Below are 24525 nucleotides of genomic sequence, written 5' to 3' on the forward strand. Positions count from 1 at the left end.
CCATGACCCTCGACAACCCCTTCTTCCTCAGCGGCCTCGCACTCGCCGGGGTCGGCCTGGTCCGGGCGGCCCTCCTGTACGTACAGCTCATACGCGGGCGCAAGCGGGACGGGAGCGACCCCGAGTGAGCCCCACCGGCACGCGGCCCCCGGCCAGGCCGCGGGCCGTGCACCGGGCGGTCCCGCAGCTCCACCTGCATCTCCTGTGGGGCAAGGGAGCCAAACCGTGGCGGGCGCTCGGCCGGCACCGCAAACTGATCGCGCTCGGCATCCTGCTGGGCCTGCTGGGCGCCACGGCATCCCTGGCCCAGCCCGCGGTCATCGGCGCACTGGTCGCCACCGTGGAGAACCGGCAGCCGGTGACAGAACCCATCCTGTTCGCCGCCGTCCTGTTCATCGCCGACGCCATCCTCGGCGCCCTCCACTCGTACGTGATCGGGCTCGCCGGCGAGAACATCGTCTACGACATCCGCAGCAACCTCGCCTCCCGCCTGCTGCGCTCCCGGTTCCGGGCCTACAGCGGCTGGAAGCAGGGCGACGTGTTCGCCCGGATGGTCAGCGACACGCTCCTCGCCCGCACCACGATGACGCACGCCATCGACAGCATCATCCAGAACGGCTTCCTGGTCGTCGGCGGCCTCGCGCTGATGGCCTGGGTCGACGAGGTACTGCTCCTCGCCACCGTGGGCTGTCTCGGCGTCACCAGCCTCGTCTCGCTGTGGCTGGCACGCGGGGTGCGGAAGGTGTCGATCACCAACCAGACCGACACCGGCAACTTCGGCTCCGCGCTGCTGCGGGTGCTCGGCGCGATGCCGACCGTGAAGGCGTCCCGCGCCGAGGCCCGGGAGGCGGAGGGCATCGCGGACATCGCGAAACAGGCCCGCAAGTCGGGGATCAAGGTGACGGTCCTGTCGTCACTCCTCGACCCCACTATGAGCATCGGCACACAGCTCGCCCTGACCGTCGTCATCGCCCTGGGCGCGGCCCGCACCGCGACCGGCGACATGACCGCGGCCAACCTGACGGCCTTCATCCTCTACCTGTTCTACCTGGTGGCCCCGCTCCTGACCCTGTTCACGTCCATCGCGCAGTTCCAGGTCGGCCGGGCGTCGATCGACCGCCTGGCCGAGCTCGGCGAGATCGAGGTGGAGGGCGACCGGCCGACCCGGCCCCCGGCCGAGCGCAAGCGCGGCGCCCGCGCCCCCAGGAGCACCTACGGCAGCGGGCTCGCCTTCGACTCGGTGACCTTCGCCTACCCCGGCAGCGACAAGGTCGTCCTCGACGACGTCTCCTTCAGCGTCCCCGCCACCGGGCTCACCGCCGTCGTCGGCCCGTCCGGCGCCGGCAAGAGCACCGTCTTCCAGCTCATCGAGCGGCTCTTCGACCCCGTGTCCGGGGCGATCCGCATCGACGGCACGGACATCACCGACCTGCCTCTGAACCAACTCCGGTCCATCGTCGGATACGTCGACCAGGACCACACCCTGCTGCGCGGCACCGTACGCGACAACCTCACCTACAGCGCCCCGGACGCCGGCGACAAGGACATCGCCGAGGCGCTGCGCATGGCCAACCTGACCGAGGTGATCGGCGCGCTGCCCCAGGGCCTGGGCACCGAACTCGGCGACCGGGGCGCCGGCCTGTCGGGCGGTCAGCGACAACGCCTCGCCATCGCCCGTACGTTGCTGCAGGCCCCCCGGTTCCTGCTGCTGGACGAGGCCACCGCCAACCTCGACACCGAGTCGGAGAGCGCGCTGCGCGACAGCATCACGATGATCTCCGGCTTCTGCGCGGTCATCGCCATCGCCCACCGGCTGTCCACCGTCACCGAGGCCCAGCAGATCGTCGTCCTCGACCGGGGCCAGGTGAACGCCGTCGGCACCCACGACGAACTCCACCGGCACAGCGACCTCTACCGCCGGCTCGCCCGGCTCCAGGCACTCAGCGACGTGGCGCCCTGATCCCAGGACGCCGCCCCAGATCCCGCCAGGAGAACCGGAGAACCGGAGAACTGGAGAACGTGATGAACGACTTCCTGCTGGCCCCCCTCGTCGTGGCCGTCGGCATCGTCGGCTTCCTGATCGCCACCGGGGCCGTCAGCATTCCCGTCGTGATCGGCACCGCCCTCGTCGTGCTGTTCGGTGCCTGTTCACAGGCCAGAGGGAACAGCCACCCGAGGACCACCCAGACCACCCCACCCAAGAAGCGGAGGCAGCACCCATGAGCACGTTCACCAAACCCACCACGCAAGGCATCGTCGACGACATCGGCTACGGCAGGCAGTTCGACGGCTTCTACCACCGCCTCTTCCCCGACGACGCCTCCGTCACCGTCGAGGTCGACCGGCTGGCCTCACTCCACCCCGACGCGGCCTCGGGCACGATCGAGTTCGGTGTCGGCAACGGGCGGCTCGCGCTCCCGCTGTCGCGCCGCGTCGGCAGGATCACCGGCGTCGACTCCTCGTCCGAGATGCTCGGCGTCCTGCGCCGCAACCTGACCGACGACACCCCCGTCGATGCCGTGCACGCCGACATCCGCACCTACACCGCCGACCACACCGTGGGGCTCGTGTACTGCGTCTGCGCCACCCTGTCCATGCTGCTCACCCCCGAGGAGCAGCGACAGGCGGTACGACGCGCCGCCGACCTGCTCGCCCCCGGCGGCCGGTTCGTCCTGGAGACCCACAACAAGCCGGCCGTCATCGCCCTGCACGAGGGCCGCGACCGCGACACGTACTTCACGCCCTACCCGGAGCCCGGCACCGGCCTGCAGAGCCACTCCCTGCTGCTGCCCGAGGGTTCGCTGTGGCACCTCTCCCACGTCTGGTACGAGTCCGACGGCACCACCCGCGTCGGCACGGAGGTCTCCCGCCTGACCGCACCGGAGGAAATGGACGCCTACGCCCGAGCCGCCGGCCTGGTACCGGAGCACCGCTTCGGCGACTGGCCCACCGACGCCGAGCCGTACTCCGCGCGCTCACCGCTGGCGATCTGCACGTACGTCAAACCGTCGTAGCGACAGCCGCGAAGTACCGTGGGACCGTGAGCGCAGTCGGGGGTGGACGGGAACAGGCACGCTGGACCAGAGCGAGGCTCGGCCGCACGGGCCCCGCCCTGGACCTGCTCACCGCCTCCTTCGACCGGCACGTCTACGCCCCGCACGCCCACGACGAGTTCACGGTCGGGCTGTACGTCGGCGGCTCGGAGGTCATCGACTACCGGGGTGGCCGCCTGCGCCCCGGGCCCGGTTCCGTGGTCGTACTGGAACCCGGGGAGATGCACACCGGCGGCCCGGACACCGCGAACGGCTACGCCTACCGAGCCCTGTACGCCGACGCCTCCCTCCTCACGGACGGCACCACCACCGGCTTCCCCCACTTCCGCGAGCCGCTCCTCCACGACCCCGAACTGGCCGCCGCCCTCCGCACCGCGCACACCGACCTGAGCACCTGCCCGGACCCCCTGGAGGCCGAGTCCCGCCTCCCCTGGCTGCTCACCGCCCTGGCCCGCCGCCACTCCACAGCCCGCCCGCCGGCCGACAGGATCCCCGGCGCGGACCACATAGCCCACGCCGTACGCACCCGCCTGGCCGACGAACTCACCACCCCGCCCTCCCTCGCCGACCTCGCCACCGACCTGGGCCTGTCCCGCTACCAACTCCTGCGCGCGTTCCGTACGACGGTCGGCATCCCCCCGTACGCCTGGCTGGCCCAGCACCGCGTGACCCGGGCCAGGGCCCTGCTGGAGACCGGACTGCGCCCCGCCGAGGTGGCCTCCCTCGTCGGCTTCGCCGACCAGGCGCACCTGACCCGCTGGTTCAGACGCGTCCTGGGGGTCACCCCGGCGGTGTACCGCAACAGCGTTCAAGACGGCGTCCGGGGAGGCAGCCGACACTTGCCCGCATGACTGCACGCGGCTGGTTGTTGTTCTCCCTGATGGGAGTGGTCTGGGGCATCCCCTACCTGCTGATCAAGGTGGCGGTGGAGGCGGACCTGTCACCGTCGGCGGTGGTGTTCACCCGCTGCCTTCTGGGCGCCGCCCTCCTCCTCCCCTTCGCGATCCGCCAGGGAGGCCTCCCCCACACCATCCGCACCCACTGGCGTCCGATGCTGGCCTTCGCGGTCATCGAGATCATCGGCCCCTGGTGGACCCTGACGGACGCGGAACGCCACCTCTCCAGCTCCACGGCCGGCCTCCTGATCGCGGGCGTCCCGATAGTCGGGGTCGCGCTGGCCCGCTTCTTCGGCAGTACGGAGAGGCTGGGCGCCCGGCGTCTCACGGGCCTGACCCTGGGCCTGGCGGGCGTCGCGGTCCTGACCGTCCCGCATCTGACAGGCGGCGACGCCCGCTCCCTCGCGGAGGTCCTGCTGACGGTGATCGGCTACGCCACGGCCCCACTGATAGTGGCGCGCCACCTGAAAAACGTCCCGTCGCTCCACCTCACCGCGCCCTGCCTGGCGCTGGCCGCTCTGGTCTACGCCCCGGCGGCGGTGCTGACCCGCCCGGCGGAGCTTCCATCTGCTGAGGTTCTGGCGGCTCTCGCCGTCCTGGGCGTGATCTGCACGGCCCTCGCCTTCGTGGCGTTCCTGGAGCTGATCAAGGAGGTCGGCCCGACCCGGGCCACGGTGTTCACGTACGTCAATCCGGCGGTCGCGGTGGCGGCGGGCGCCCTGTTCCTGGACGAACCGCTGACGGCCGGCATCCTCGCCGCGTTCGCCCTGATCCTGGCGGGCTCCGTCCTGGCGACGGCCACTGGACCGCGTCGGGGCGGACGCCCGGTAGCATGGTCGACACGGCAGACGAGCCGGGCGGACGGCCGCGTGGACACCCCTTCGGGGGCGCTCCCCGAGGAACGTCCGGGCTCCACAGGGCAGGGTGATGGCTAACGGCCACCCGGGGTGACCCGCGGGACAGTGCCACAGAAAACAAACCGCCGAGGGCTCCGGCCCCCGGTAAGGGTGAAACGGTGGTGTAAGAGACCACCAGTGCCCAGGGCGACCTGGGCAGCTAGGTAAACCCCACCCGGAGCAAGGTCAAAAGGAGCCGCTGTAAAAGGCGGCTCTGCGCGGACGTTCGAGGGCTGCCCGCCCGAGTCCGCGGGTAGACCGCACGAGGCCGGCGGCAACGCCGACCCTAGATGGATGGCCGTCTCCCCGGGCCCCGCGAGGAGCCCGGGTGACAGAACCCGGCGTATAGCCCGACTCGTCTGCCGGAGTTCATGGCATGCGACGTCCGCTTGCGCTGCTCGCGCATCTGTGCGGTTTCCTGGGCAACCTGACAGAGCGTTGACTGGGAGGGGGCGGCGGGCGACTACTGGTTGGTTGAACGGAGACCCCAGCCATGTCAGTTGCTTGGTGCAACGTGCTAGATTCGCGGCATGTTGGGCCGAACATATGACAGTCAGCTGTGCTCCATCGCCCGGACCCTGGAGGTCGTGGGCGAGCGCTGGACCTTGCTGATCGTTCGCGACTCACTGCTCGGCCTGCGCCGGTTCGAGGAGTTCCAGGACAGTCTCGGTATCGCCCGCAACGTACTCACCAGCCGCCTGTCCAAGCTGGTCGACGACGGGCTGCTGGAGCGGGTCTGTTACCAGGAGCGGCCAGCCCGCTACGAGTACCGGCCGACGAACAAGGCCAAGGACCTGCTCACCGCGTTGCTTTCCTTGATGCACTGGGGCGACGAACACGCCGAGGGTCCGGCCGGCCCTCCGCGCATCGCGGCCCATGTGGGATGCGGAGGCCACGTGCGGGAACAGCTCGTGTGCACCCACTGCGGACAGGTGCTGGACCCGGACGCCGTCCAACTGCTCCCCGGCCCAGGACTCACCGGCCTGACATCCGGCACCCGGCTACCCTGACGCGGTGACGACCGACACCGTCTTGTCGAGAGCCGTGCGCGGCACCGGTGATCTGCCTCTGCTCCCACTGCCGGACCGCGTCGCGGAACTGCTGGCATTGCTGTGTTCCCCGCCTCGACTGGCGGCCCATCTGCGTGCCGTTCACGATGTCGCGTATCAGCTGGTCGTCTGGATGGAAGAGCACTGCTCCGCCGTGACGTTCGACCGGGAGGCGGTGCTGTTCGGGGCCGCGACGCATGACATAGGCAAGACAGTGCACGCGGCCGAGCTTTCCCGGCCCGGGTCGGCGCATGAGGAGGCCGGGCAGGCCCTCTTGCTCGAGCACGGCGTCAGCCCGGAGTTCGCCCGCTTCGCCGCGACCCACGCGTCGTGGACGCGACCGGACGTCGGTCCGGAGGACCTCCTGGTGAGCCTCGCCGACAAGATCTGGAAGAACAAGCGCGTCCCCGAACTGGAGGACCTCTTCGTGGCCAGACTGAGCGAGGCCACCGGTCGGCCGGCGTGGGAGGAGTTCCTCGCGCTCGACGAGATCCTCTCCCGCCTCGGCGACGAGGCCGACGAGCGCCTGGCCTTTCAGGCGTCCTTCCCGATCCATAGCTGAGTGCACCGGCGCGCACCGTGACGAGGGGCCCCGGTCCTACTACTCCACCGCCGTCGGTGACCCGAACCCAACGCTGACCCGGAAGCCCATGGGAGGCGCCTGTGCCTCCTCGTCGCCCTTGATGCTCCCAGGGTGACCCTGAACTCCCTTTCTGTGATGCCCAGTTGTGCGCATCTCCAGCAGGCGACCCGACAGATCGATCACAGCTCCACCATAAGTTGCTTCACGCAACTCACGCGGCTAGTGTGCGAGTTGCTTCATGAAACTCTCAAGTGCCCAGCCCCGTAAGGTGACGTGCTCGATGGCGAAGAACAAGCTCGAAGACCATCCCACCGTCGTCCAAGCCCGCCGGCGTGACCGCTCAGCCGCCCGGCCCGCCGAACCGCTGGACGCGGCGTGGCTGCGCCGGCTGGTTCTCGACGCGGGTGCGGACGACGTCGGCTTCGTCGAGATCGACCGGCCGGACATCGCCGACCAGCGAGAGGACCTGAGCGCAGCGCTGCCGGGTGTCCGAACGTTGATCAGCATCGTGACCCGGATGAACCGGGAGAACATCCGCACTCCTGCCCGTTCGGTCGCCAACCTGGAGTTCCATCACACCGGCGACCACACCAACGAAATCGGCCGGCAGGTGGTGGGCGAACTGGAAGCGGCGGGCGTGCGCGCCATCAACCCCGCGATGGGATTTCCGATGGAGATCGACAACTTCCCGAGGAAGGCGTGGGTCGTCTCGCACAAGCCGGTCGCCGTGGCGGCGGGGCTCGGCAAGATGGGTATCCACCGCAACGTCATTCATCCCAAATTCGGCAACTTCATCCTGCTGGGCACGATTCTTGTCGACGCCGAGGTCAGCGAATACACCCGGCCCATCGAGTACAACCCCTGCCTGGAATGCAAGTTGTGCGTGACGGCCTGCCCGACCGGGGCCATCGCCTCCGACGGTCACTTCAACTTCTCCGCCTGCTACACGCACAACTACCGTGAATTCATGGGCGGCTTCGGGGACTGGGCCGAGCAGGTCGCCGAAAGCCGTGACGCCCACGACTACCGGTCGCGAGTGAGTGACAGTGAGAGCGCCTCGATGTGGCAGAGCCTGTCCTTCGGTGCCAACTACAAAGCGGCCTACTGCATGTCGGTCTGTCCGGCGGGCGAGGATGTCATCGGCCCCTGGCTGGACGACCGCAAGGCCCATCTGAACCAGGTCGTGCGCCCGCTGATGGACAAGGCGGAGACCGTCTACGTCGTGGAGGGTTCCGACGCCGAACAGCATGTGGCCGCCCGGTTCCCGAACAAGCGCACGAAGCATGTGGCGATGAGCCTGCGAGCGAACAGCATCGACGGCCTGGTGGAAGGCCTGCCGCTGATCTTCCAGCGCGAACAGGCGAAGGACATGTCCGTCACCTACCACTTCACCTTCACCGGCGACGAGTCCCGACAGATCACCGTGACCATCCGCAACCGCGAACTCGATGTCGCCGAGGGGCATCTCGGTGAGCCGGATCTCAGGGTCACCGCGGACACACGCACCTGGCTGAGTTTCCTCGCCAAGCCGTCGATGTTGGCGTGGGCTCTGGTCCGTCGCCAGATCAAGCTGCAGGGCTCCCCCCGCCTGCTGCGCGACTTCGGCCGTTGCTTCCCGTCCTAAGGGCGCCACCGAATCATCACCGACAGATCGCTGAACTATCGCCGTGAGAAGTGAAAGGCGGAACATGAGCACGCTCAGCACCGAAGTCGAGCTCGACCTCGTGTTGGAACGCAAGGAAACGATGGCCGAAGGCGTCGTGCTGCTGACGCTGCGCGACCCGGAAGGCCGGCCACTGCCGGAGTGGGAGCCGGGAGCCCATATCGATCTGATACTGGGAGCCGGCCTGATCCGGCAGTATTCACTGTGCGGGGACCCGGGGGACCGGTCCCGCTTTCAGGTCGCGGTGCTGCGTGAACCGGAAAGCCGCGGCGGTTCGCGTCACGTTCACGACGAGCTCGCCGAGGGTGAGTCGGTGCGTATCCGCGGGCCGCGCAACCACTTTCCGCTCGTGAAGGCCAAGAACTACCTGTTCATCGCAGGCGGCATCGGGATCACCCCCATCCTGCCCATGGTGGCGGCCGTCAACGCGACCCGCGCCGACTGGCGCCTCGTCTACGGGGGCCGAACCCGCGCCTCGATGGCGTTCGGTGAGACCCTGCAGCGGGCCTACGGAGACCGGGTGAGCCTGCGGCCGCAGGACGAGTACGGGCTGCTGGACCTGCCGTCGTTCCTCGGCAAGCCGCAACGGAAGACAGTTGTCTACAGCTGCGGCCCGGAACCGCTGCTCGCGGCGGTCGAGGCCGGCTGCGAGAAGTGGCCGAGTGGAACCCTGCACCTGGAGCGCTTCGCCCCCAAACAGGACCTCGCCGCCGGGCCGCAGAGCAGCTTCGAGGTCGAATTGGCCCAGTCCGGCAAGAAGCTGGTGATCGCTGAGGACATGACCATTCTCGAGGCCGTCGAAGCTGCCGGTGTGCCGGTGATGACCTCGTGCGAGGAGGGCATCTGCGGCACCTGCGAGACGAAGGTGCTGTCCGGGGAGATCGACCACCGCGACTCGGTACTGAACGACCAGGATCGCGCCGCGGGCGACACCATGATGATCTGCGTCTCCAGGGCCAAGGGCGACCGTCTGGTCCTCGACATCTGATCCGTTCGGGACCGGGGAGACGTGCACCGGCCCCGCCTCGGCCGCCTGGCGCGGTGGATCGCCGGCCCGCGTAGCCGTTCGCTACGGCGAGGGGCGGGCCAGCGGTCACTCCTCCCGCCCCCCGGATCCGTAACCAGCCCTCGACACCGCCTGCCCAGCCTCGAGACGATCACCCCAACTGCAAGCAGATCGATCCGTCTCAGTCCCAGTCCCCGGGGTCCGTCGCCTCGATCAGTGCGGCCAGTTTCACGCGGTCGTGGAAGGCGCTGCTGATGATCAGTCCGAGCTCCCGCAGAGCCGCCTCGTCCTTGCCGTAGACGCACATCATCCCGGCCTCGGGATCGAAGCCGCCTATCCGGTCGGCCAGTTCCGGCGCATGGACGCGCAGTGCCGTGTGCGCGACCGCGTCCCAGCCGTACCCGCCGCCCTCCTGGCCGACGGCTTCGAAGAGCTCGGTCAACCCGACAAAGTGGTCGTCGGTGAGGATCAGGCTGTAGTTGCCGGGCGATGTGTCGAACAGCTGCAGCGGGGCGAGGTCCGCGTGATCGATTGCTTGAGTCATGCGGGCATCTTGGCATGACCCACTGACAGGTCGGCCTACTCGCCAGCGTGGAACGCGGGCTGCCTCTGCTACGTGATCTCCCGGGACCGGGGGTGAGGTGGCCGTCGAGCTGGGTGGTGAGCCGGGCAACACAACGGCCCTACCCGTCGGGTGCGTCGTCGGCCGACCCGTCACAGATGCAGCATCTCAGCCGCTCTGTCACCGCGCCGGTCCACGGAGATCGCTCTTCGCTCACGACCACTTCCCATCTCGGATCTTCTTGTCGACGTGCTTCCGCGTCGCATCCTCCATAGCGGTGCTGTGTCCGCCGCTGGGGTTGCTCAGGTCGGGTATCACGACGTCGAACGTGCCGTTTCCGTTGTCCAGAACCCTGACGATCTGACCGTCGGTTTGCGTCTACATCGTCCCGTGGGAGTTTTGTCGTCTCCGTCCGCTGCCCGTGCGGCACCATCACCACGACGCGCGCCTCCTCGCGCCGGCACGGGGTAGCGGCTATTCCTCCCGGTGGCCGTACGTCGCGGCGCAGCGGAAATTGGCCGCGTCGTCCGTGTTGCCGTGGCCCGTATAGCGAGGAACGGCGGGCCAGCGGCACAGCGGACGTGTGAGATCCCCGTTGCGGCCCAGCAGGGTCTCCGGGGCCTCACCCTTCTCGACCCATGCCACCAGGGCGGCGAGCGGATCGACCGGAGCGGCGCCGGGGCCGAGATTGCAGTGAGCGACACCGGGTGCCATGAACAGCCGAGCGAACCGCTCGGTACGCTGCGGTCCGCCCGACTCGGCTGCCACGCGCCGGAAGTAGTCGATCGTGCCCTGCGGGAAGATCAGCTCGTCGGCCCAGCCGTGCCAAAGGATCAGCTTTCCGCCCCCGTCCCGGAAGGCGCCGAGGTCGGGATCGTCGGTGCCGAGGATGTCGTGGTACTCGGCCCGGGACTGCTCGAACCAGTCCGCGAAGTCCGCTGTGCCGACCGTGCGCCAGTCGAAGTCCGGGTCCTTGGCCAGCCAGTACCTGAACCAGTCGGCCGCGATCGGGAACGGCGTGGCAGCCCCGGTGGAGTTGCTGCCGGCCAGCCCGATGAAGGAAGCGCCCGGTGTCAGGCCGTACCAGAGGAACGAGCCGTCCTGGCCACGCGGTCCCTGCCAGATCTTCTCGACGACGGCCGCGTCCTCGGCGGTGACGGTGCCGCAGGCCGTCTTCATGCCGATCAGCCGCGACGGGTCGAAGCGGCAGGCCAGGGGATCGACGATCCCGTCTCGCACACCGTCGTTGCCGTCGCAGGCCGCGACGACCGCCCTGCCCAGCGCCTCGAAGACGCAGGGGCTGATGACACGGCCGCTCTCCCGCATCACGATCTGCGGCCACAACGCCGCGGGGACGAACCGGTCCCAGTTGACGGCGGGCGCCGCGGAGAGGATGCCGTCGTAGTCCTCGGGGTGGCGCTGGGCCTCCATCAGGCCCTGCCGGCCGCCGGTGGAGCAGCCGTTCCAGTACGAGTAGGCGGGGGCCTGGCCGTAGTACGCCTCGGTCACCGCCTTGCCCTTGACGGTCATCTCGTGGAGCGAGCGGCGGGCGAAGTCGGTGACAAGGTTCTGTCTCATCCCGGTCGGCGACCACGCCCATGCGCCGGACAGGGCGGACGCGGTGTGGCCCGTGTCGGTGGACGCCGCAGCGTAGCCCGCCTCGGCCGCGCTGTCGGGTGGGGTGAGCGCGCCGACGTAGCCGCCACCTCCGACCCCCTGGAACCGTCCGTTCCAGTCGTACACCGGCAGGGAGACCGCGACGGTGATGCTCTCGGGAACGGTCAGGCGCACCCGGCAAATGCCGTCCTCTTCCTCGGCCCCGGTGACGCGAGTGCCGTCGGCGAAGGTCAGCTCGGTCAGGCTCACGCAGGGTCTGGCCGGTTCGAAGGAGGCCGTGAAGGGTGTCCGGCTTGCCGGGGACACGGCCGTCAGGCCGATCGACAGGACCAGGCCGCAGAGGAAAGCCCACCGGAATCGGCGGGCGGAGCGGAAGAAACCGGGCTGGGACGTCGGGGGGTTCATCGCCTCTGCTTCCTCTTGTCGTTGCGTCGTTGCGTCGTTGTCGTCAGCCCACGCCGAGGAGGCGGTGAGCCCGGTCGCGGCCTTGCGGAAGTCCGCGGTGGAACTCGGTCCATGATGCGGCCCTCCTCAACAACCACTCCTGGTCCTGCACGACCCGCGAGTTCCAGCTCTGGCGTACGGGCTCGATCTCGTCCGGCACGACGTGGAACGCCCAGCCGAGCTGGTCCGACGAACTCCAGCGCAAGTCCTTCGCGCGCGGCTGGTCGACATCCTGCCCCGACGACGACGAGGCCTTCAACGTCAAGGACGCCGCCCAGTACGCCACGACCAACGGCCACTCGACGCTCACCCTCGGCATGCGGGCCACCAGCGAGTCGCACACCCAGACCTGGCGCAAGTTCAAGGCGACCTCGACGGCAACCTGAAGGGCCTGCGCTTCCGCTTCTGGAAGAAGGACACGACCACCCCGGCCGGCGTCCTGGCCACCAACCTCAGCAGCGGCTGGGCCTCGACAACCCTCCTGGCCGCGTCCCTCGAGGACAGGCCACCTACTTCTGGGACGTACGCGCGGAGGACTCCGACACCCCCACCTCGGCGGTCTCCACCTACTTCCCGCCCGGCACCACGGCCTGCGCCGTGACCGTCGACGGCTCCGGCCTGCCACCACCGGTCGTCGCCACCGACGTATGGCTGCGCTCCACCTCGGACGGCGCCACCAGGGCGACGCTGAAGTTCGGCGAGACCGGCCCGATCACCTTCTCCTCCCCGGGCGCGAAGAGGTTCACCTGGGCCTGGGGAGGCGTCGCCCCGACCTCCGTCAACGCCGACGCGAACGGCAACGCCACCGTCCCCGACCTGCGGCCGCCGAACGCCGGTCCCAACACCCTCCAGATCTACGCCTACGACAGCCTCGGCAACCCGAGCGCGCGCACGGACCACACGACGTACGTCCCCCCGAAGGAGAACGCCGACGCCCCCGGCGACACGGGCGGCGACGGCACCCCCGACCTGCTCGTCATCGACCCGCTGGGCGTCCTCAAGACATACCCGGGCCAGCCGGACGGGGAGCTGTACGGCTCACTGACCTCCTGTTACACCAGGGCCACCGACGGCACGGCGCCCCTCAACCCGCCCGGCCACTGGTACGACGCGGCCTCGACGCTCGGCAACAAGGCCGCGCTGATCGCCCACTACCAGGGCACCTACCCGGGCGACGGCACCACGGACCTCTTCGCCCGCGCCCCCGACGGCGGCTTCTGGCTCTACCCCGGCGACGGCTACGGCTCCTTCGACGTCGCCCAGCGCATGAAGATCCGCCTGCCGTCCAACGCCCCCGCGCCCTCCACCTGGATCCAGCTGAAGGCTCTCGGCGACATCACCGGCGACAAACTGCCCGACCTGGTCCTGCGCAACGCCGCGGGCCTGTGGGTCCTCTCCGGCTACACCGGCGGCAGCATCCAGACAGCCACCCAGATGAACGCCGACGCCTGGGCCCGCCGCGACGTCGTCAACCTGGCCGACATTAACAAGGACGGCGTGGCCGACCTGCTCTGGCGCAACCTGGACAACGGCAACATGTACCTCCGGCGGGGCAAGCCGGGCACGGCGGCGGGCAGCGTGGACCTCAACTCCCTGATGCTGGCCACGAACGCGGTCAACGGGGACGAGCCGTTCGGCAACAGCTGGACCGAGGCGAACGTCAACTCGGCGATCGGAATCCCGGACCTCAGCGGGGACGGAATCCCGGACATCTGGGCTCGGTTCGCGTCGGACGGACACATGTCTATCTACCACCCGTCCACCACGAACACGAACGGTCCGGTGAAGACGGTGATCGGGTCGGGGTGGAACGAGAAGTTGGCGTTCGGGTGAGGTGATCCCTCTCGGGTCAGCACGGGTGAGTCCCCGGTGCCGTTTCTCGGCCCCGGGGACTCACCCGTTTTCCGTACGGGGGTGCGTGTAGGGCCCCGACCCAGTTGCTCTGTTCAGTCAGTGCGGCCTGTTGCCGCAGTGCTGTCGGACTGGTCGCTGTAGCAGTCAACGTCGGCCTCGGTGAAGAGAAGAGTGGTCTCGGCGAGGATGTCGCGGCCGACTTCGCTCTTGTAGATCTCGTCGACGCTGCCGAAGCGCGTGAGGGTGTAGTCAAGGTCGAGCAGAGCGGCCGCGTGCCGGACCGACGCCTCGTCGGGGCCTTCGATCTCGACGAAGGTGGGCAGGCCCGGCCAGGTGCCGAAGTCGATGGCGACCTCACCGAGGTGCCATTCTGGCGGTAGTTTCCTGGCCGGACCTCCCGCAGACCAAGGCCCCGCAAGCCACTGACCGGCGCCGAGGCTGGTGGGCTTGGCCTGGCGAGTCGACGTCGATGTTGAGGAACTTGGCCTCGTACTCGGGCTTGGTGACTTCCGTTCTCCTCTGACTGCTTACGGAGCGCTGCCTACGTCAGATACCTGACGTCACTTGCTGTCGACCTCTGACAGCACGGGAGCGGCGAGCAGTTGGTCCGCCGACGGCCAGATATTCAGAGCCAGCGACGCGAGATGGGCGCCTCGCGCGTGTATGCGGTGCTCGTTCCACGCGGAAATCCAGCCGTTGGCCTCGGCGGTCGGCGGCGGATTGAGCAGCGTGCCGTGGGTGAGCCGAAGAAGGCTGTGCTCGCTGAGCCACTTCCGTTTGTCGTCCCACGCCATGTTGCCCAGCGCGGGATTCAGGCGGGCGGTGACGAGGGTCAAATTGCCGAGGGAGTGCACCAGTTCGTCTCGGTCGGCGCCTTCGGACGGGTCGTCGTCGAGGGGCGGCCAGTTGTCGCGCCAGCTCTGCGGCATGACGTGCTCGATGGTCAGCTTCGCCCCGAGGTGCTCTCCGACAGGGACGGTGAGCTGCTCGGTGTGGTCCGTGCGCAGTTCGTCCTCCAGCGCTTCGAGGAGGATGCGGACGCGGTGACGGAAGAGGCGGGTGTAGAGGGGGTCCTGTTCCAGTGCCGTACGGAACTCCGCGTCGGTGGGCCAGTGGCGGTGATGGCCCTGCATGGCCGAGAGCGCTTTGATGATCGCTTCGTCCGCGCGCTCGGGCTGCCGGGACGCGGCGGTGACGAGGTCGCGGAAGACGTTGTTGTAGTCGCGGGTGCTCAGGTTGAGGATGGCCCGGCGGAGAAGGTAGCTGTCGATCGCCCGGATGGCCCGGTGTCGCCGCTCCACCGGCAGTACGGCGTCGTCGAGGCCGTAGAGGAAGAGGAGCAGGGGCATCGGGGTGGAGGTCTGCATGACCTTCATCCGGTACAGGAAACGGCCTTCGACGCCATGCAGAGGGTGCTGGTCGATCCGGTCGTAGATCTCGGCATAACGCGCGAGTTCGGCGAAAACGTCCTCGCTGGGCGTGTTGGCCGAGTTCACCCAGTGCTCGAATTCCTTGAACAGGGAGGAAGCGGTGAACTCGCGTCGCGTACGCATCGTGAGCCAGAAAGTCAGGAAGACGTCGAGACGGCTGCGGGTGATGCGGCCGGTCGTCTGCACGGTGCGCCACTCGTCCTGGTCGAACGGGGACCAGTACGCCTTGTAGAGCCGGTCGACGTCCGCCCCGGAGTGCTCGGCGTTGCGGAAGAGCAGGTTCTTGATCAGATCCGCGTGTTCGAGTGGTGTACCGCGGCTGTTGAGGGTCTCGAAGACGACCTGCGCGTCATCGTGCTCCTCCAGGTCGATGATGACCAGCCGCAACTGCTCCCGCATCGTCTGTACGAGCGTTCCGAGCCGTTCGCGCGGCTCGGAGGACTCCGCAAGCCACGCGTCGATCTCCTGCTGGAAGTAGGCGACAGCCCCGGCGAGACGGCCGTTGCCCCCTTCGCCGACCATCACGGAGCGGAACTCGTCCCGATCGGCGTTGGTGGGCCAGACCTTGTAGAGGTGGTCAGGATGCTGGCCGCTGTCGAACAGGTCCTTGTCGTTCTCCAGGAACTTGGTCAGCAGCCGCACCGACCTCTCGTGGTCGAGGGCTGTCGCCGACAGCCGGGCCGCGAAAAGAAATAACTGAAGTGTCGTCAGCCGCTGCTGACCGTCGATGACCTGCCGGGTCTCGAGGCTCGACGAAGGATAGGGAGTCTCGTCGAAGACCACCGCGCCAAGAAAATGCGGGGCCACCGTGCCCCCGTCCTCCGCGACCTGTTCGGCCCGCTCGACGGTACGGCGGATGTCCTCCCACAGGGCTGCCCAGTTGTTGTCCCTGTCCCACACGTACGGCCGCTGGAACAGGGGCACCGTGTACCGGATGTCCCTGCCGAAGATGCGCCGCAGATCAACGGTGTCGGCTCTCATGGCTCCCCATATCAGTCGCGTTTCGCGCCACGGTATCGATCTTTGGGGGGCTGTCACAGGGTGATCGGTGAACCGGCCACCTGGGTGGGCGGAGTGTGGCTGAGCTGCATCGAGTGCGTTGGGATCGGCCGCGGTGACGCCGTCATTTCACCTGGGGGCAGCCCGACTGGTTTTGCTTTTCCCGGCGTGACTGTGCGGCAGACACCTCGCTCGGGCGTCGGGCGGTCGCCGCTCCGACGAGGCCGCTGCCGGATCGAAGGGAGCTGAGCCGATCGGTTGCCGGGAAGCCCGGCCTTTCCGCCATCATCGGGGCATGCAAAAGCTTGAGGCGCATGAGATGCCCCTGCACAAGGTGTTCAGCAGTGACTACGACTTTCAGATCCCCGACTACCAGCGCCCTTACGCCTGGCAGGAGGAGCAGGCGGTTCAACTGCTGACAGATCTGCAGGAAGCCCTGGACCGAGGGACAGACGAACCGTACTTCCTCGGATCGGTTGTTCTCGTCAAGAATGGAGGGACTCCGACTGCGCACGTCATCGACGGCCAGCAGCGCCTCACCACTTTGACCATCCTCTTGTCGGTCCTGCGTGATCTCACTGAGGATCCGGAACTGCGCAGCGACCTCGACCGGCTGGTGATGGAGCCGGGCGCCAAGATCCGTGGGCTCGCGCCGAGACCGCGGCTCACCCTGCGCAGTCGCGACGCGGACTTCTTTGGGAAGTATGTGCAGACGAAAGACGCGGTGGGCGCGCTGCTGACGGTCAAGGAGGACGTCTTGCGCACCGACGCACAGAAGGCCATCCTGCGCAACGCTACGGTGCTGCACCGCAGACTCTCGGATGCGTCCGAGGAGGACCGGCTGAAGCTGGCTCAGATGCTCGCCGAGCGGACGTTTCTGGTCGTCGTCAGTACCCCCGACCTCGACAGTGCGCACCGGATCTTCAGTGTCATGAACTCCCGGGGGCTGGACCTGTCCCCGACCGACATCTTCAAGTCGCGCATAATCGGTGATCTCGGCCCGGAGGCGTCCGACGAGTGCGCCACAGTCTGGGAGGACGCCGAGGAGATGCTCGGGCGCGACGACTTCGCCGAGCTCTTCCTTCATCTGCGGATGATCTTCGCAAAGAAGCGCGCCGAACGGGAGTTGCTCAAAGAATTCCCGGAGCAGGTGCTCAGCCACTACCTTCCCGGCAAGGCCGAGCTCTTCGTCCACGATGTCGTCCGGCCGTACGCCGACGCTTACGCCAGGATTCGGGATGCGCGTTACGAGTCCGCATCGGGCGCGGACGCGGTCAACGCCTGGTTCCGGCGACTCCAGCAGGTCGACAACTACGATTGGCGGCCCGCGGCTCTCTGGGCCCTGCGCCATCATGAGCACGACCCGGTCTGGCTCGACGCGTTCATGCGAGCACTGGAGCGGCTGTCGGCAAGCCTGTTCATCCGCCGCGAGTACACCACACCTCGGGTCGGACGCTATGCCGAACTGCTCCGGCAACTCGATGAAGGACAGGGTCTCGATTCCCCCGCCCTTGAGCTGACGGACGACGAGAAGGCGGACACCCGCGCCAGGCTCGATGGCGATCTCTATCTCGTCGGCAAGATTCGCAAGTACGTGCTACTCCGCCTCGACGAGTTGCTGGCGCGTGGGCAGGGGGTGACCTACCACCATGGACTCATCACCGTCGAGCATGTTCTGCCACAGAATCCGAGGTCCGGATCTCGGTGGACCGCGTTGTTCGACGAGGAGCAGCGCCCCCGGTGGACCCATCGCCTGGGCAACCTGGTTCTGCTGAACCGTGCGAAGAACTCGGCGGCCCAGAACTACGACTTCGCCGAGAAGAAGGCCAAGTACTTCACTGGCCGCGGGGGAGTGGTCCCCTTCGCGTTGACGAGCCAGGTGCTCCAGCATGCCGACTGGACCCCCGGGCTGCTGGAGGGGAGGCAGAACGAGCTGGTCGGCATGCTCGCCGAGGAGTGGCGTCTGTAGGTACGGGGCCGGGGGCGTCGAGCCGCCACTCGATATTCCAATAAATTCCAAAGCTTTCCAATGACTTCCAATGTAGACTATGGTCGTCCACAGCTTACGGCCCACACGTCAATGCCGACAGCACCGTGCGGCCCGTGATCCTCACGCTGCGGAGCCTCCGGACGTCTGTCTGCCTGCTCGCTCCGCAGCCGTCGCCTCTACGGGAGTTCACGTCATGCCCGAATCCGTCGGTTCCGCTCCGGACCCGTCCTCAGCACAGCAGCCCGCCAGGCAGCCGGCGGCCCCCGGCACCCTCGCTCTCCTCATCGCCGAACGGCTCGCCACCTCGGGTCTCGACGAGGACTCCAAGGCCGTCCTGCTAACCGCTTTCCAGGACGACGGCCCGGTTCGCGGACGGATGCCGGGCGCTTATCTGCAGTCCGTCACCGTCAGCGGATTCCGCGGCATCGGCCGGACCGCACGCCTCCCGCTCACCCCCGGCCCGGGGCTCACGCTGGTTACAGGCCGCAACGGCTCCGGCAAGTCGAGCTTCGCGGAAGCCACCGAGATCGCGCTGACCGGCGACAACGCCCGCTGGCGCGGCCGCAGTGACATCTGGCGCCGCAGCTGGCGCAACCTTCACCACGGACAGGAGCCGCAGATCGCCCTGGAGTTGCGCATCGACGGCGACCAGGAGTCCGCCACTGTGCTGCGCACGTGGCACGGAGGCGACGTCGCCGACTCCGCCGCCGAACTCGACCGGCCCGGCCACGATCTCGTCCCCCTCCCGGACCTCGGCTGGCAGGAGGATCTGGCGACCTACCGTCCCTTTCTGTCGTACTCCGAACTCGGCCAGGTCATCGGCGGCAAGCCCAGCGAGATGTACGACGCCGTCGCCTCCATCCTCGGCCTGGAACAGCTCGCCGCCGCAGACAAGCGGCTGCGCGACCTGGCCCGCGAGTACGACGCGCCCGCGAAGGAGGCCAAGGCCGAACTCCCCGCCCTGCTCGCCCTGCTGGAGAACACCGACGACCCCCGCGCCCAGGCCGCCCGATCCGCACTCGACGGGCGGCGCCCGGACCTCGCGCGGGCCGCCGAACTGGCCGCCGGGACCGGTGCGGCGGGCGAGTCACTCCTGTTCGACCTGCGCCGCCGCTCCACCCTGGCCGGACCCGACACCGAGGCGGTGGCCACGGCTGTGGCCCGGCTGCGCGAATCGATCGCCGCCGCCGAGGACCTGCGGGGCACCTCCGCACAGGACGCGCTACAGCGCGCCGAACTCCTCGCCCGGGCTCTCGCCCACCACCGCGCCCACCCGGACCTCGGTACCTGTCCCGTGTGCGGTGGCGCGGCACGGCTGGACGAGGACTGGGCGCTGGACGCGGCCGAGCAGGAACGCCTCCTGCGTGCCGAGGCCGAACAGGCCCTCACCGCACGCCGGGAACTGCACGCGGCCGGCCAGGCCGTCCGTGATCTCGCCGTGCCGCCTCCGGGCTGGCTGCCGCCCGAGATCGCCGCCGCCTGGGACGACTGGCTACGGTGCCGTACCGTCTCCGAGCCGGCCGCACTGGCGTCCGTCGCGGAGAACGCCGCACGGACCGCGGCCGACGCCGCGCGGGTCACCCGCCAGGAGGCCGCAGTGCGCCTCGCCGACCAGGACGACGCCTGGCGTGACGCCGCACGGGCGCTCGCGGCCTGGCTGGGCAAGGCCCACGCCGCCGAGCGGGCGATCCCGAGCCTGGCCCGCGTCAAGGCCGCCCAGAAGTGGCTCAAGGGCGCCCACGACGAGATCCGCGCCGAGCGGATGCGGCCCATCGCCGAGGACGCCCAGCGCATCTGGTCCAACCTGCGCCAGCAGAGCAACGTCGCCCTCGGCCCGGTCCGCCTGAGCGGCTCCGCGACCCAGCGCAAGGTCGCCCTCGACGTGACCGTCGACGACATCGACGCCCCCGCACTCGGTGTGATGAGCCAGGGCGAACTGCACGCCCTCGCCCTCTCTCTCTTCCTTCCGCGCACCTTCCTGCCGGAGAATCCTTTCCGGTTCCTGGTCATCGACGACCCGGTGCAGTCCATGGACCCCGCCAAGGTGGACGGCCTCGCCCGCGTCCTCGCACTCCTCGCCGAGCACCGCCAGGTCGTCGTGTTCACGCACGACACCCGCCTGCCACAGGCCCTGAAATACCTGCGGCTGCCTGCCACCGTCCTCACCGTCGACCGCCGTGAGCACTCCGCCGTACGCGTCCGCTCCGGCGACGACCCCGTCAAGCAGGCCCTGTACGACGCGAAGGCGCTCGCCAAGACCCGCGACCTGCCCGGCGACGTCGTAGCGCGGGTCCTGCCCGGCCTGTGCCGCACCGCACTGGAGGCCGCCTTCCTCGAACCGGCCCGACGCCGGCTCCTCGGCACGGGCCTGCCCCACGACGAGATCGAGCGACGCATCGCCAAGGCGCACAAGCTCACCGAGCTGGCCTCCCTCGCCCTCTACGGGGAGACCGACCGGGTGGGCGAGGCCATGACCGACCTCACGCGGGCCTACGGCCAGCAGGCCACCGACCACATCCGGTGGTGCAACAGGGGCTCCCACGAAGCCGTGCCCGTGGACGACGTGGAGGAGATCATCCGCCGCACCGCGGACCTCGCGAAGGCGGTGCGATCCCTGTGACCACGATCCGCCCGGCCACACCCGTCCCGTCCGCGCGCCCGCCCCGGCTCCCCGCGGCCCTCCCGCCTCCGCCGCCGTCCACCTCGACCCCCGAGGAACTGCTCGCGGGCGCGGACCGGTTGCTCGGCACGGCCACCGCCTCCACCACCGGCGTCTGGCCGCGCGCCGTGGCACTCCTGCTGCGCCATGCCCTCGAAGAGGCCCTGCGCTGCTACTGGCAGGCCCGCAAACCGCAGCTGGCCCGCTGCGCGCCGCACGCCCAGGCCCTGTGCCTGGAGTCCTACGCCGACCCCGACACGGCCCGCCGCTGGTCGGTGACCTGGGCCGGCCTGAGCCGGGCCTGCCACTACCACGGGTACGAATTGGCTCCCACGCAGGTGGAGTTGTGTGCGTGGCGGGACGACGTCGAGCGGGTGATCGAAGCCTTGGCGCCCCGGACGCGGTGACGGATCCCGGTCGGGCCGCAGGTCCGCCGCGCGGGGCGGACGCCGGTGGACGGGGGACGGTACGGAACGGGGCGCCGGGGAGAGGAGGCGTGCGCGGTTCCTCACCTCGACCGCACTCGCACTGCCTTCATACGCGTATTACGATGCCTTCATGGCGAAGGCGCGCATCACCATCAGCTTGGAGCAGGACCAGGCCGAACGCATCAGGCAGCACGCGGAGCAGGCGGGCATGGACGTGTCGGCCTACCTGGTGCACGCCGCCACGCGCCAGATGGCCGAGAGCGATGCTATAGAGGAACAGTTCGCCGAGGTGGACGCGCTCATCGCCCGGGCGGAGCAGGCAGCGGGTGTGCTGCCCGCCGATCCCGCCCCGGAACCGCACGCGGAACTGACGGAGCAGGAACGCCGCGAGGTGGAGGAGGCCCTGGGTCTCGTCCAGGGCTGGGACCGGCAGGGCCGCCGTCCGGGACACGCCGCGTGAGCGCACGGGTGCCGGTCTACGACACCGGCATGCTCATTGCACTCGCAGACCGTAAGGCGAAGGCGGTGGCTCTCCACGAGGGACTGCGCACGGCCCCGCACCGGGCGCTGGTGCTCGGACCGGTCCTCGCCCAGGTGTGGCGCCCCCAACCGGCGCTGGTGCACGCTCTGTCCGGCGTCCTGAAGGACTGCACGGTCCCTCAGGCCCGTACGTCCGAGCCGCCCATGCGGGAGACGAAGGCGGGCCGTCCGGAGTGTCTGGCCTGCGCGACGGGCCCGGACCTCGCGGACTGGCGGCGCATCGGCACGGCTCTGGGGCGGGCGGCCCTGCCGGCGAAGAAGCGGCCGGACGCGGTGGACGCATGGGTAGCCCTGGCAGCGGCCCGACACGGCAGCGCGGTGATCTTCACCACCGACCCGGGGGACATCCACGCCTACCTGACGGTCCTCGCGCCGACGGACGTGCACGTGGTTGCCGTCTGACGCTCTGGAGTCACGCTCCGCCCCGCCCAGGTGGTCGCGCAGGCGGTGAACGAGTCGTCGGTAGGAGCGGGGCTCGGGGCTTGGTACTTCGCAGGCTTGCTCCGCGAGCCGGTGCCAAAACGATCAGCCGGAAACGCTAACGGCCATCCAGTGCCACGGCTTCCCCGCGCGCCGACCGTTGAACTCGCCGAGCGTCCTCCACCCGCTTCGCCATTTGCCACGGCCGTGGTACTTGGCACGGCAGGAGCAGGTGCACAGAAAGCCTTGGGCGTTCTGGCAGGACGAGTTGCAGCTTTCACGCGGGTTGTACTCACGGCCGATGAGGACGCTCGGGTGCCTGCGGAGCAGCTCCCGGCTCACGCTGGGGAAGTGAGCGCTGGCGACCGTCCAACACCCCTCGCGGCCGTCCCACCGGAACGATCGATCGTTTCCGACCCAGCTGGAGAGCTTCCGCTCGTGCTCCCACATCGTGTGAGCCGGGAACCAGACACCGAACCACCCCTTGGCGGGCAAGCCGATTGTCGGTAGATGCTCACCCCGATAGTTCGGTATCCACTCAGGGGGCTTGATGTACTCGGTCTTTTCCCGGCGGTCACGTCTGCGTCCTTTGCTCCCACCCGAAATCTGTCGGCTGCGTCGTGGCCCGGGCCCCCACTCGACCGACACGAGCGTGGCGAGCTGACCGGAGGCACGGCAGGGGAGACGACTCAGCGGCCTGTCATGGGCGACCACGCGGCCGTCCTGGTCGACCCTGATGGAGTTGCGGCACTTCAAACACGTGCGGTTGAACCTTCCGCCGCCCACAAGCACCCCCTCGGTTGGAGCTCCATCAGGTGTCGCGCGGCGGGGTGTAAGTGCCGTGGTCGACTCCGGTGGCGGAGGCAGGGTGCAGGACGCCCTTCAGTGCACCGAGGGTCAGCCAGGCGAGTTCTCGGACGTCGGCGGTGTGCTGTGCGTCAGTCATGCCACGACGTCGGAGGTGGGCCGAATGCGCGACGACCGGCCCTCACAGCCAGAGTGGCCATGGCAGCGTTGGCGCCACCACCGATCACAGCGCCGATACCGAACGGTGCCACGCGACCGAGAACGATGATTCCCTGCTTGGTCCCGTACTTCGTGACGAAGTTCCTCCCCAAGATCTTGTTGATCTGACGCAACGTCTCGACTGGCACCTTGGCGACAACCTGACGTCCCCAGTGTTGCCCCGTACGCTCGGCGACCTTGGTGATGGTGGTGGAGCCGCTCCCGCCGAGCATGATCCCCATTACGATCGTTCGGCGGCGCTCGACCTCGTCGATGGGAACCCCGTGGACTTCGGCGAGTGAAAGTGCGAAGAGGGCGCTCAGCTCAAGAGATGAGAGAGTCTCGCCTGCCGACAGCGCCAGTGCGACTCCCGTACCGACGCCGGGCGCGGCCGCGGTTCCTCCGACTGCGGCACCAGTCCCGGTCAAGGCGCTGACGTACATCCGCTCCAGATTGCGGATCACCTGTGCTGGTGTCGCCTCTGGGTTCCGCTGACGGGCCCGGGCTATGTTCTTGCGCACCAGCAGACTCTGGCTGTCGATTGCCTTGTCCAGGAGGGCGAGGACTCGCTGCCCACGTACGGCTGCTGCCGGATCCAGTCCGTCGGGGGCGGCTGTTGTCATGCCTTGAACTCCTTGGGTCGTTAGGTCCCAAGTCTCCCACTCAGGCCGCCAGTTCTGGAGCGTTTCCCCCAACAGCTCCTACCTGTCGAGGCTCGGAGCCGCTGTGGTCCGCCCCATTGACTGTGAGATCACTGTCAGCACCTCCCAGGGGTGCCGTATCGGCGCATACCGTCTCGTCACGCCCCTGACCGACCCCCACGCCCAGCTGTCGCGGTTAGCGCCGCCCGCTGTGTGTCCGGGCCGGGGGTCTCGCAGGCGCATTCGGCCCAGACCGTCTTGCCGCTGGGCGGGTAGGGGTCGACGCCCCAGCGGTCGGCGAGGGCGGTGACCAGGAGGAGGCCGCGGCCGGACTCGGCGTTCAGGGGCGTTCCGCATTCCGCAGGCGGCGACGGGAGGTGCTCGCCTCGGGCGTCGGTGACGGCGATGCGGAGTAGGCCGGCCGTGGTGTCGAGGGTGAGGGTGAGCCGGAAGTCGCGGCTGCTGACACGACCGTGCAGGGCGGCGTTTGCGGCGAGTTCGGCCACGATCTGCTCGGCACGCTCGGTGACCCCGGGTGACACCGGCCACGCGCGGAGCTGCTCGGCGGCGAGGAGACGAGCGAGCCGGGCTCCGCGGCGGGTGGATGACAGGAGCTGGGCGAACGTGTGTACGGCGGCGGCGAGTTGGGGTGTAGTTGCGCTCATGGGGCCACGGTGACGGGTACGCGTGGGCGCGTTCCAGAGGTACGGCCCGTACGCTGTGTCAGCGTACGAGCACATTCCGTGGACGGTACGACGGTTCTTGCGTCACGCTGGGTGTCGTCGGCTGT

Annotated in this window: 22 protein-coding genes, 1 other RNA gene and 2 pseudogenes; 17 read left to right on the forward strand and 8 right to left on the reverse strand. The window is 68.9% G+C overall.

What is annotated here, in order from left to right; all coding sequences use genetic code 11:
• Positions 1-2 precede the first annotated feature (2 nt).
• From PV396_RS16650 to PV396_RS16700, 11 genes and pseudogenes are all read left to right on the forward strand, one after another.
• The gene (locus PV396_RS16650; RefSeq protein ID WP_319205281.1) at positions 3-128 is read left to right on the forward strand and encodes a hypothetical protein; all 126 of its coding nucleotides are present in this window, start codon (positions 3-5) and stop codon (positions 126-128) included.
• Positions 125-1960, forward strand: a complete 1836-nt coding sequence (locus PV396_RS16655; RefSeq protein ID WP_319205283.1) for an ABC transporter ATP-binding protein — start codon at positions 125-127, stop codon at positions 1958-1960. The genes PV396_RS16650 and PV396_RS16655 overlap by 4 nt, the downstream gene beginning before the upstream one ends.
• A 62-nt stretch (positions 1961-2022) precedes the next feature.
• Positions 2023-2223 (forward strand): hypothetical protein, encoded by a 201-nt coding sequence (locus tag PV396_RS16660; RefSeq protein WP_319205285.1) that lies wholly within the window; start codon positions 2023-2025, stop codon positions 2221-2223.
• Positions 2220-3014, forward strand: a complete 795-nt coding sequence (locus tag PV396_RS16665; RefSeq protein WP_319205286.1) for a class I SAM-dependent methyltransferase — start codon at positions 2220-2222, stop codon at positions 3012-3014. The genes PV396_RS16660 and PV396_RS16665 overlap by 4 nt, the downstream gene beginning before the upstream one ends.
• 26 nt (positions 3015-3040) lie before the next feature.
• On the forward strand, positions 3041-3904 hold the full coding sequence (locus PV396_RS16670) for an AraC family transcriptional regulator (RefSeq protein WP_319205288.1): 864 nt from the start codon (positions 3041-3043) through the stop codon (positions 3902-3904).
• Positions 3905-3933: 29 nt separating this feature from the next.
• A pseudogene (locus tag PV396_RS45140) lies at positions 3934-4731 on the forward strand (DMT family transporter); the annotation flags it as partial.
• Between the two features lie 67 nt (positions 4732-4798).
• Positions 4799-5207: RNase P RNA component class A (gene rnpB / locus PV396_RS16680), an RNA gene on the forward strand.
• 168 nt (positions 5208-5375) lie between these two features.
• A complete protein-coding gene (locus PV396_RS16685; RefSeq protein WP_319205292.1) occupies positions 5376-5855 on the forward strand; it encodes a helix-turn-helix domain-containing protein in 480 nt (159 codons plus the stop codon).
• A 4-nt stretch (positions 5856-5859) separates the two neighbouring features.
• Positions 5860-6456 carry an HD domain-containing protein gene (locus PV396_RS16690; protein ID WP_319205294.1) on the forward strand — a complete coding sequence of 199 codons (597 nt, stop codon included), beginning with the start codon at positions 5860-5862 and terminating at the stop codon, positions 6454-6456.
• A gap of 301 nt (positions 6457-6757) precedes the next feature.
• Positions 6758-8101 (forward strand): SCP2 sterol-binding domain-containing protein, encoded by a 1344-nt coding sequence (locus PV396_RS16695; RefSeq protein WP_319205296.1) that lies wholly within the window; start codon positions 6758-6760, stop codon positions 8099-8101.
• A gap of 64 nt (positions 8102-8165) precedes the next feature.
• Positions 8166-9128 (forward strand): PDR/VanB family oxidoreductase, encoded by a 963-nt coding sequence (locus PV396_RS16700; RefSeq protein ID WP_319205298.1) that lies wholly within the window; start codon positions 8166-8168, stop codon positions 9126-9128.
• A 199-nt stretch (positions 9129-9327) separates the two neighbouring features.
• Here the strand turns inward: PV396_RS16700 and PV396_RS16705 are convergent, their stop codons facing one another.
• From PV396_RS16705 to PV396_RS16715, 3 genes are all read right to left on the reverse strand, one after another.
• Positions 9328-9690, reverse strand: coding sequence for an Imm51 family immunity protein (locus PV396_RS16705; protein ID WP_319205300.1), 363 nt, complete (start codon positions 9688-9690; stop codon positions 9328-9330).
• Positions 9691-10182: 492 nt separating this feature from the next.
• The gene (locus PV396_RS16710; RefSeq protein ID WP_319205302.1) at positions 10183-11730 is read right to left on the reverse strand and encodes a tannase/feruloyl esterase family alpha/beta hydrolase; all 1548 of its coding nucleotides are present in this window, start codon (positions 11728-11730) and stop codon (positions 10183-10185) included.
• A 43-nt stretch (positions 11731-11773) separates the two neighbouring features.
• Positions 11774-12133: a hypothetical protein gene (locus PV396_RS16715; protein ID WP_319205304.1), complete on the reverse strand. Its 360-nt coding sequence runs from the start codon at positions 12131-12133 to the stop codon at positions 11774-11776.
• 233 nt (positions 12134-12366) lie between these two features.
• On the opposite strand from PV396_RS16715, the gene PV396_RS16720 reads away from it, so the two are divergent.
• On the forward strand, positions 12367-13602 hold the full coding sequence (locus PV396_RS16720) for a VCBS repeat-containing protein (RefSeq protein ID WP_319205306.1): 1236 nt from the start codon (positions 12367-12369) through the stop codon (positions 13600-13602).
• Positions 13603-13715: 113 nt separating this feature from the next.
• Here PV396_RS16720 and PV396_RS16725 read toward each other — a convergent pair.
• Together PV396_RS16725 and PV396_RS16730 are read right to left on the reverse strand one after the other, a co-directional pair.
• A pseudogene (locus PV396_RS16725) lies at positions 13716-14041 on the reverse strand (adenylyl cyclase); the annotation flags it as partial.
• Between the two features lie 142 nt (positions 14042-14183).
• Positions 14184-16034 (reverse strand): DUF262 domain-containing HNH endonuclease family protein, encoded by a 1851-nt coding sequence (locus PV396_RS16730; protein ID WP_319205308.1) that lies wholly within the window; start codon positions 16032-16034, stop codon positions 14184-14186.
• 337 nt (positions 16035-16371) lie between these two features.
• Here PV396_RS16730 and PV396_RS16735 point away from each other — a divergent pair, with 337 nt between their 5' ends.
• The 5 genes from PV396_RS16735 to PV396_RS16755 all read left to right on the forward strand — a co-directional run bounded on the left by PV396_RS16735 (position 16372) and on the right by PV396_RS16755 (position 22071).
• Positions 16372-18021: a DUF262 domain-containing protein gene (locus tag PV396_RS16735; RefSeq protein WP_319205310.1), complete on the forward strand. Its 1650-nt coding sequence runs from the start codon at positions 16372-16374 to the stop codon at positions 18019-18021.
• Between the two features lie 214 nt (positions 18022-18235).
• Positions 18236-20662, forward strand: coding sequence for an AAA family ATPase (locus PV396_RS16740; RefSeq protein ID WP_319205312.1), 2427 nt, complete (start codon positions 18236-18238; stop codon positions 20660-20662).
• Positions 20659-21108, forward strand: a complete 450-nt coding sequence (locus PV396_RS16745; protein WP_319205314.1) for a hypothetical protein — start codon at positions 20659-20661, stop codon at positions 21106-21108. The genes PV396_RS16740 and PV396_RS16745 overlap by 4 nt, the downstream gene beginning before the upstream one ends.
• Positions 21109-21259: 151 nt before the next feature.
• Positions 21260-21589: a plasmid mobilization protein gene (locus PV396_RS16750; RefSeq protein WP_319205316.1), complete on the forward strand. Its 330-nt coding sequence runs from the start codon at positions 21260-21262 to the stop codon at positions 21587-21589.
• Between the two features lie 29 nt (positions 21590-21618).
• The gene (locus PV396_RS16755; protein WP_319205318.1) at positions 21619-22071 is read left to right on the forward strand and encodes a hypothetical protein; all 453 of its coding nucleotides are present in this window, start codon (positions 21619-21621) and stop codon (positions 22069-22071) included.
• 829 nt (positions 22072-22900) lie between these two features.
• Here the strand turns inward: PV396_RS16755 and PV396_RS16760 are convergent.
• The 3 genes from PV396_RS16760 to PV396_RS16770 form a co-directional block, all read right to left on the reverse strand.
• Complete coding sequence (locus tag PV396_RS16760) at positions 22901-23035, reverse strand: hypothetical protein (protein ID WP_319205320.1); 135 nt, start codon at positions 23033-23035, stop codon at positions 22901-22903.
• Positions 23028-23717: a hypothetical protein gene (locus tag PV396_RS16765; RefSeq protein WP_319205322.1), complete on the reverse strand. Its 690-nt coding sequence runs from the start codon at positions 23715-23717 to the stop codon at positions 23028-23030. The genes PV396_RS16760 and PV396_RS16765 overlap by 8 nt, the downstream gene beginning before the upstream one ends.
• Before the next feature lie 176 nt (positions 23718-23893).
• Positions 23894-24400, reverse strand: a complete 507-nt coding sequence (locus tag PV396_RS16770) for an ATP-binding protein (RefSeq protein WP_319205324.1) — start codon at positions 24398-24400, stop codon at positions 23894-23896.
• Positions 24401-24525 lie beyond the last annotated feature (125 nt).

Origin of the sequence: Streptomyces sp. ME02-8801-2C (genome assembly GCF_033793965.1) — a bacterium.
Lineage (GTDB): Bacteria > Actinomycetota > Actinomycetes > Streptomycetales > Streptomycetaceae > Streptomyces.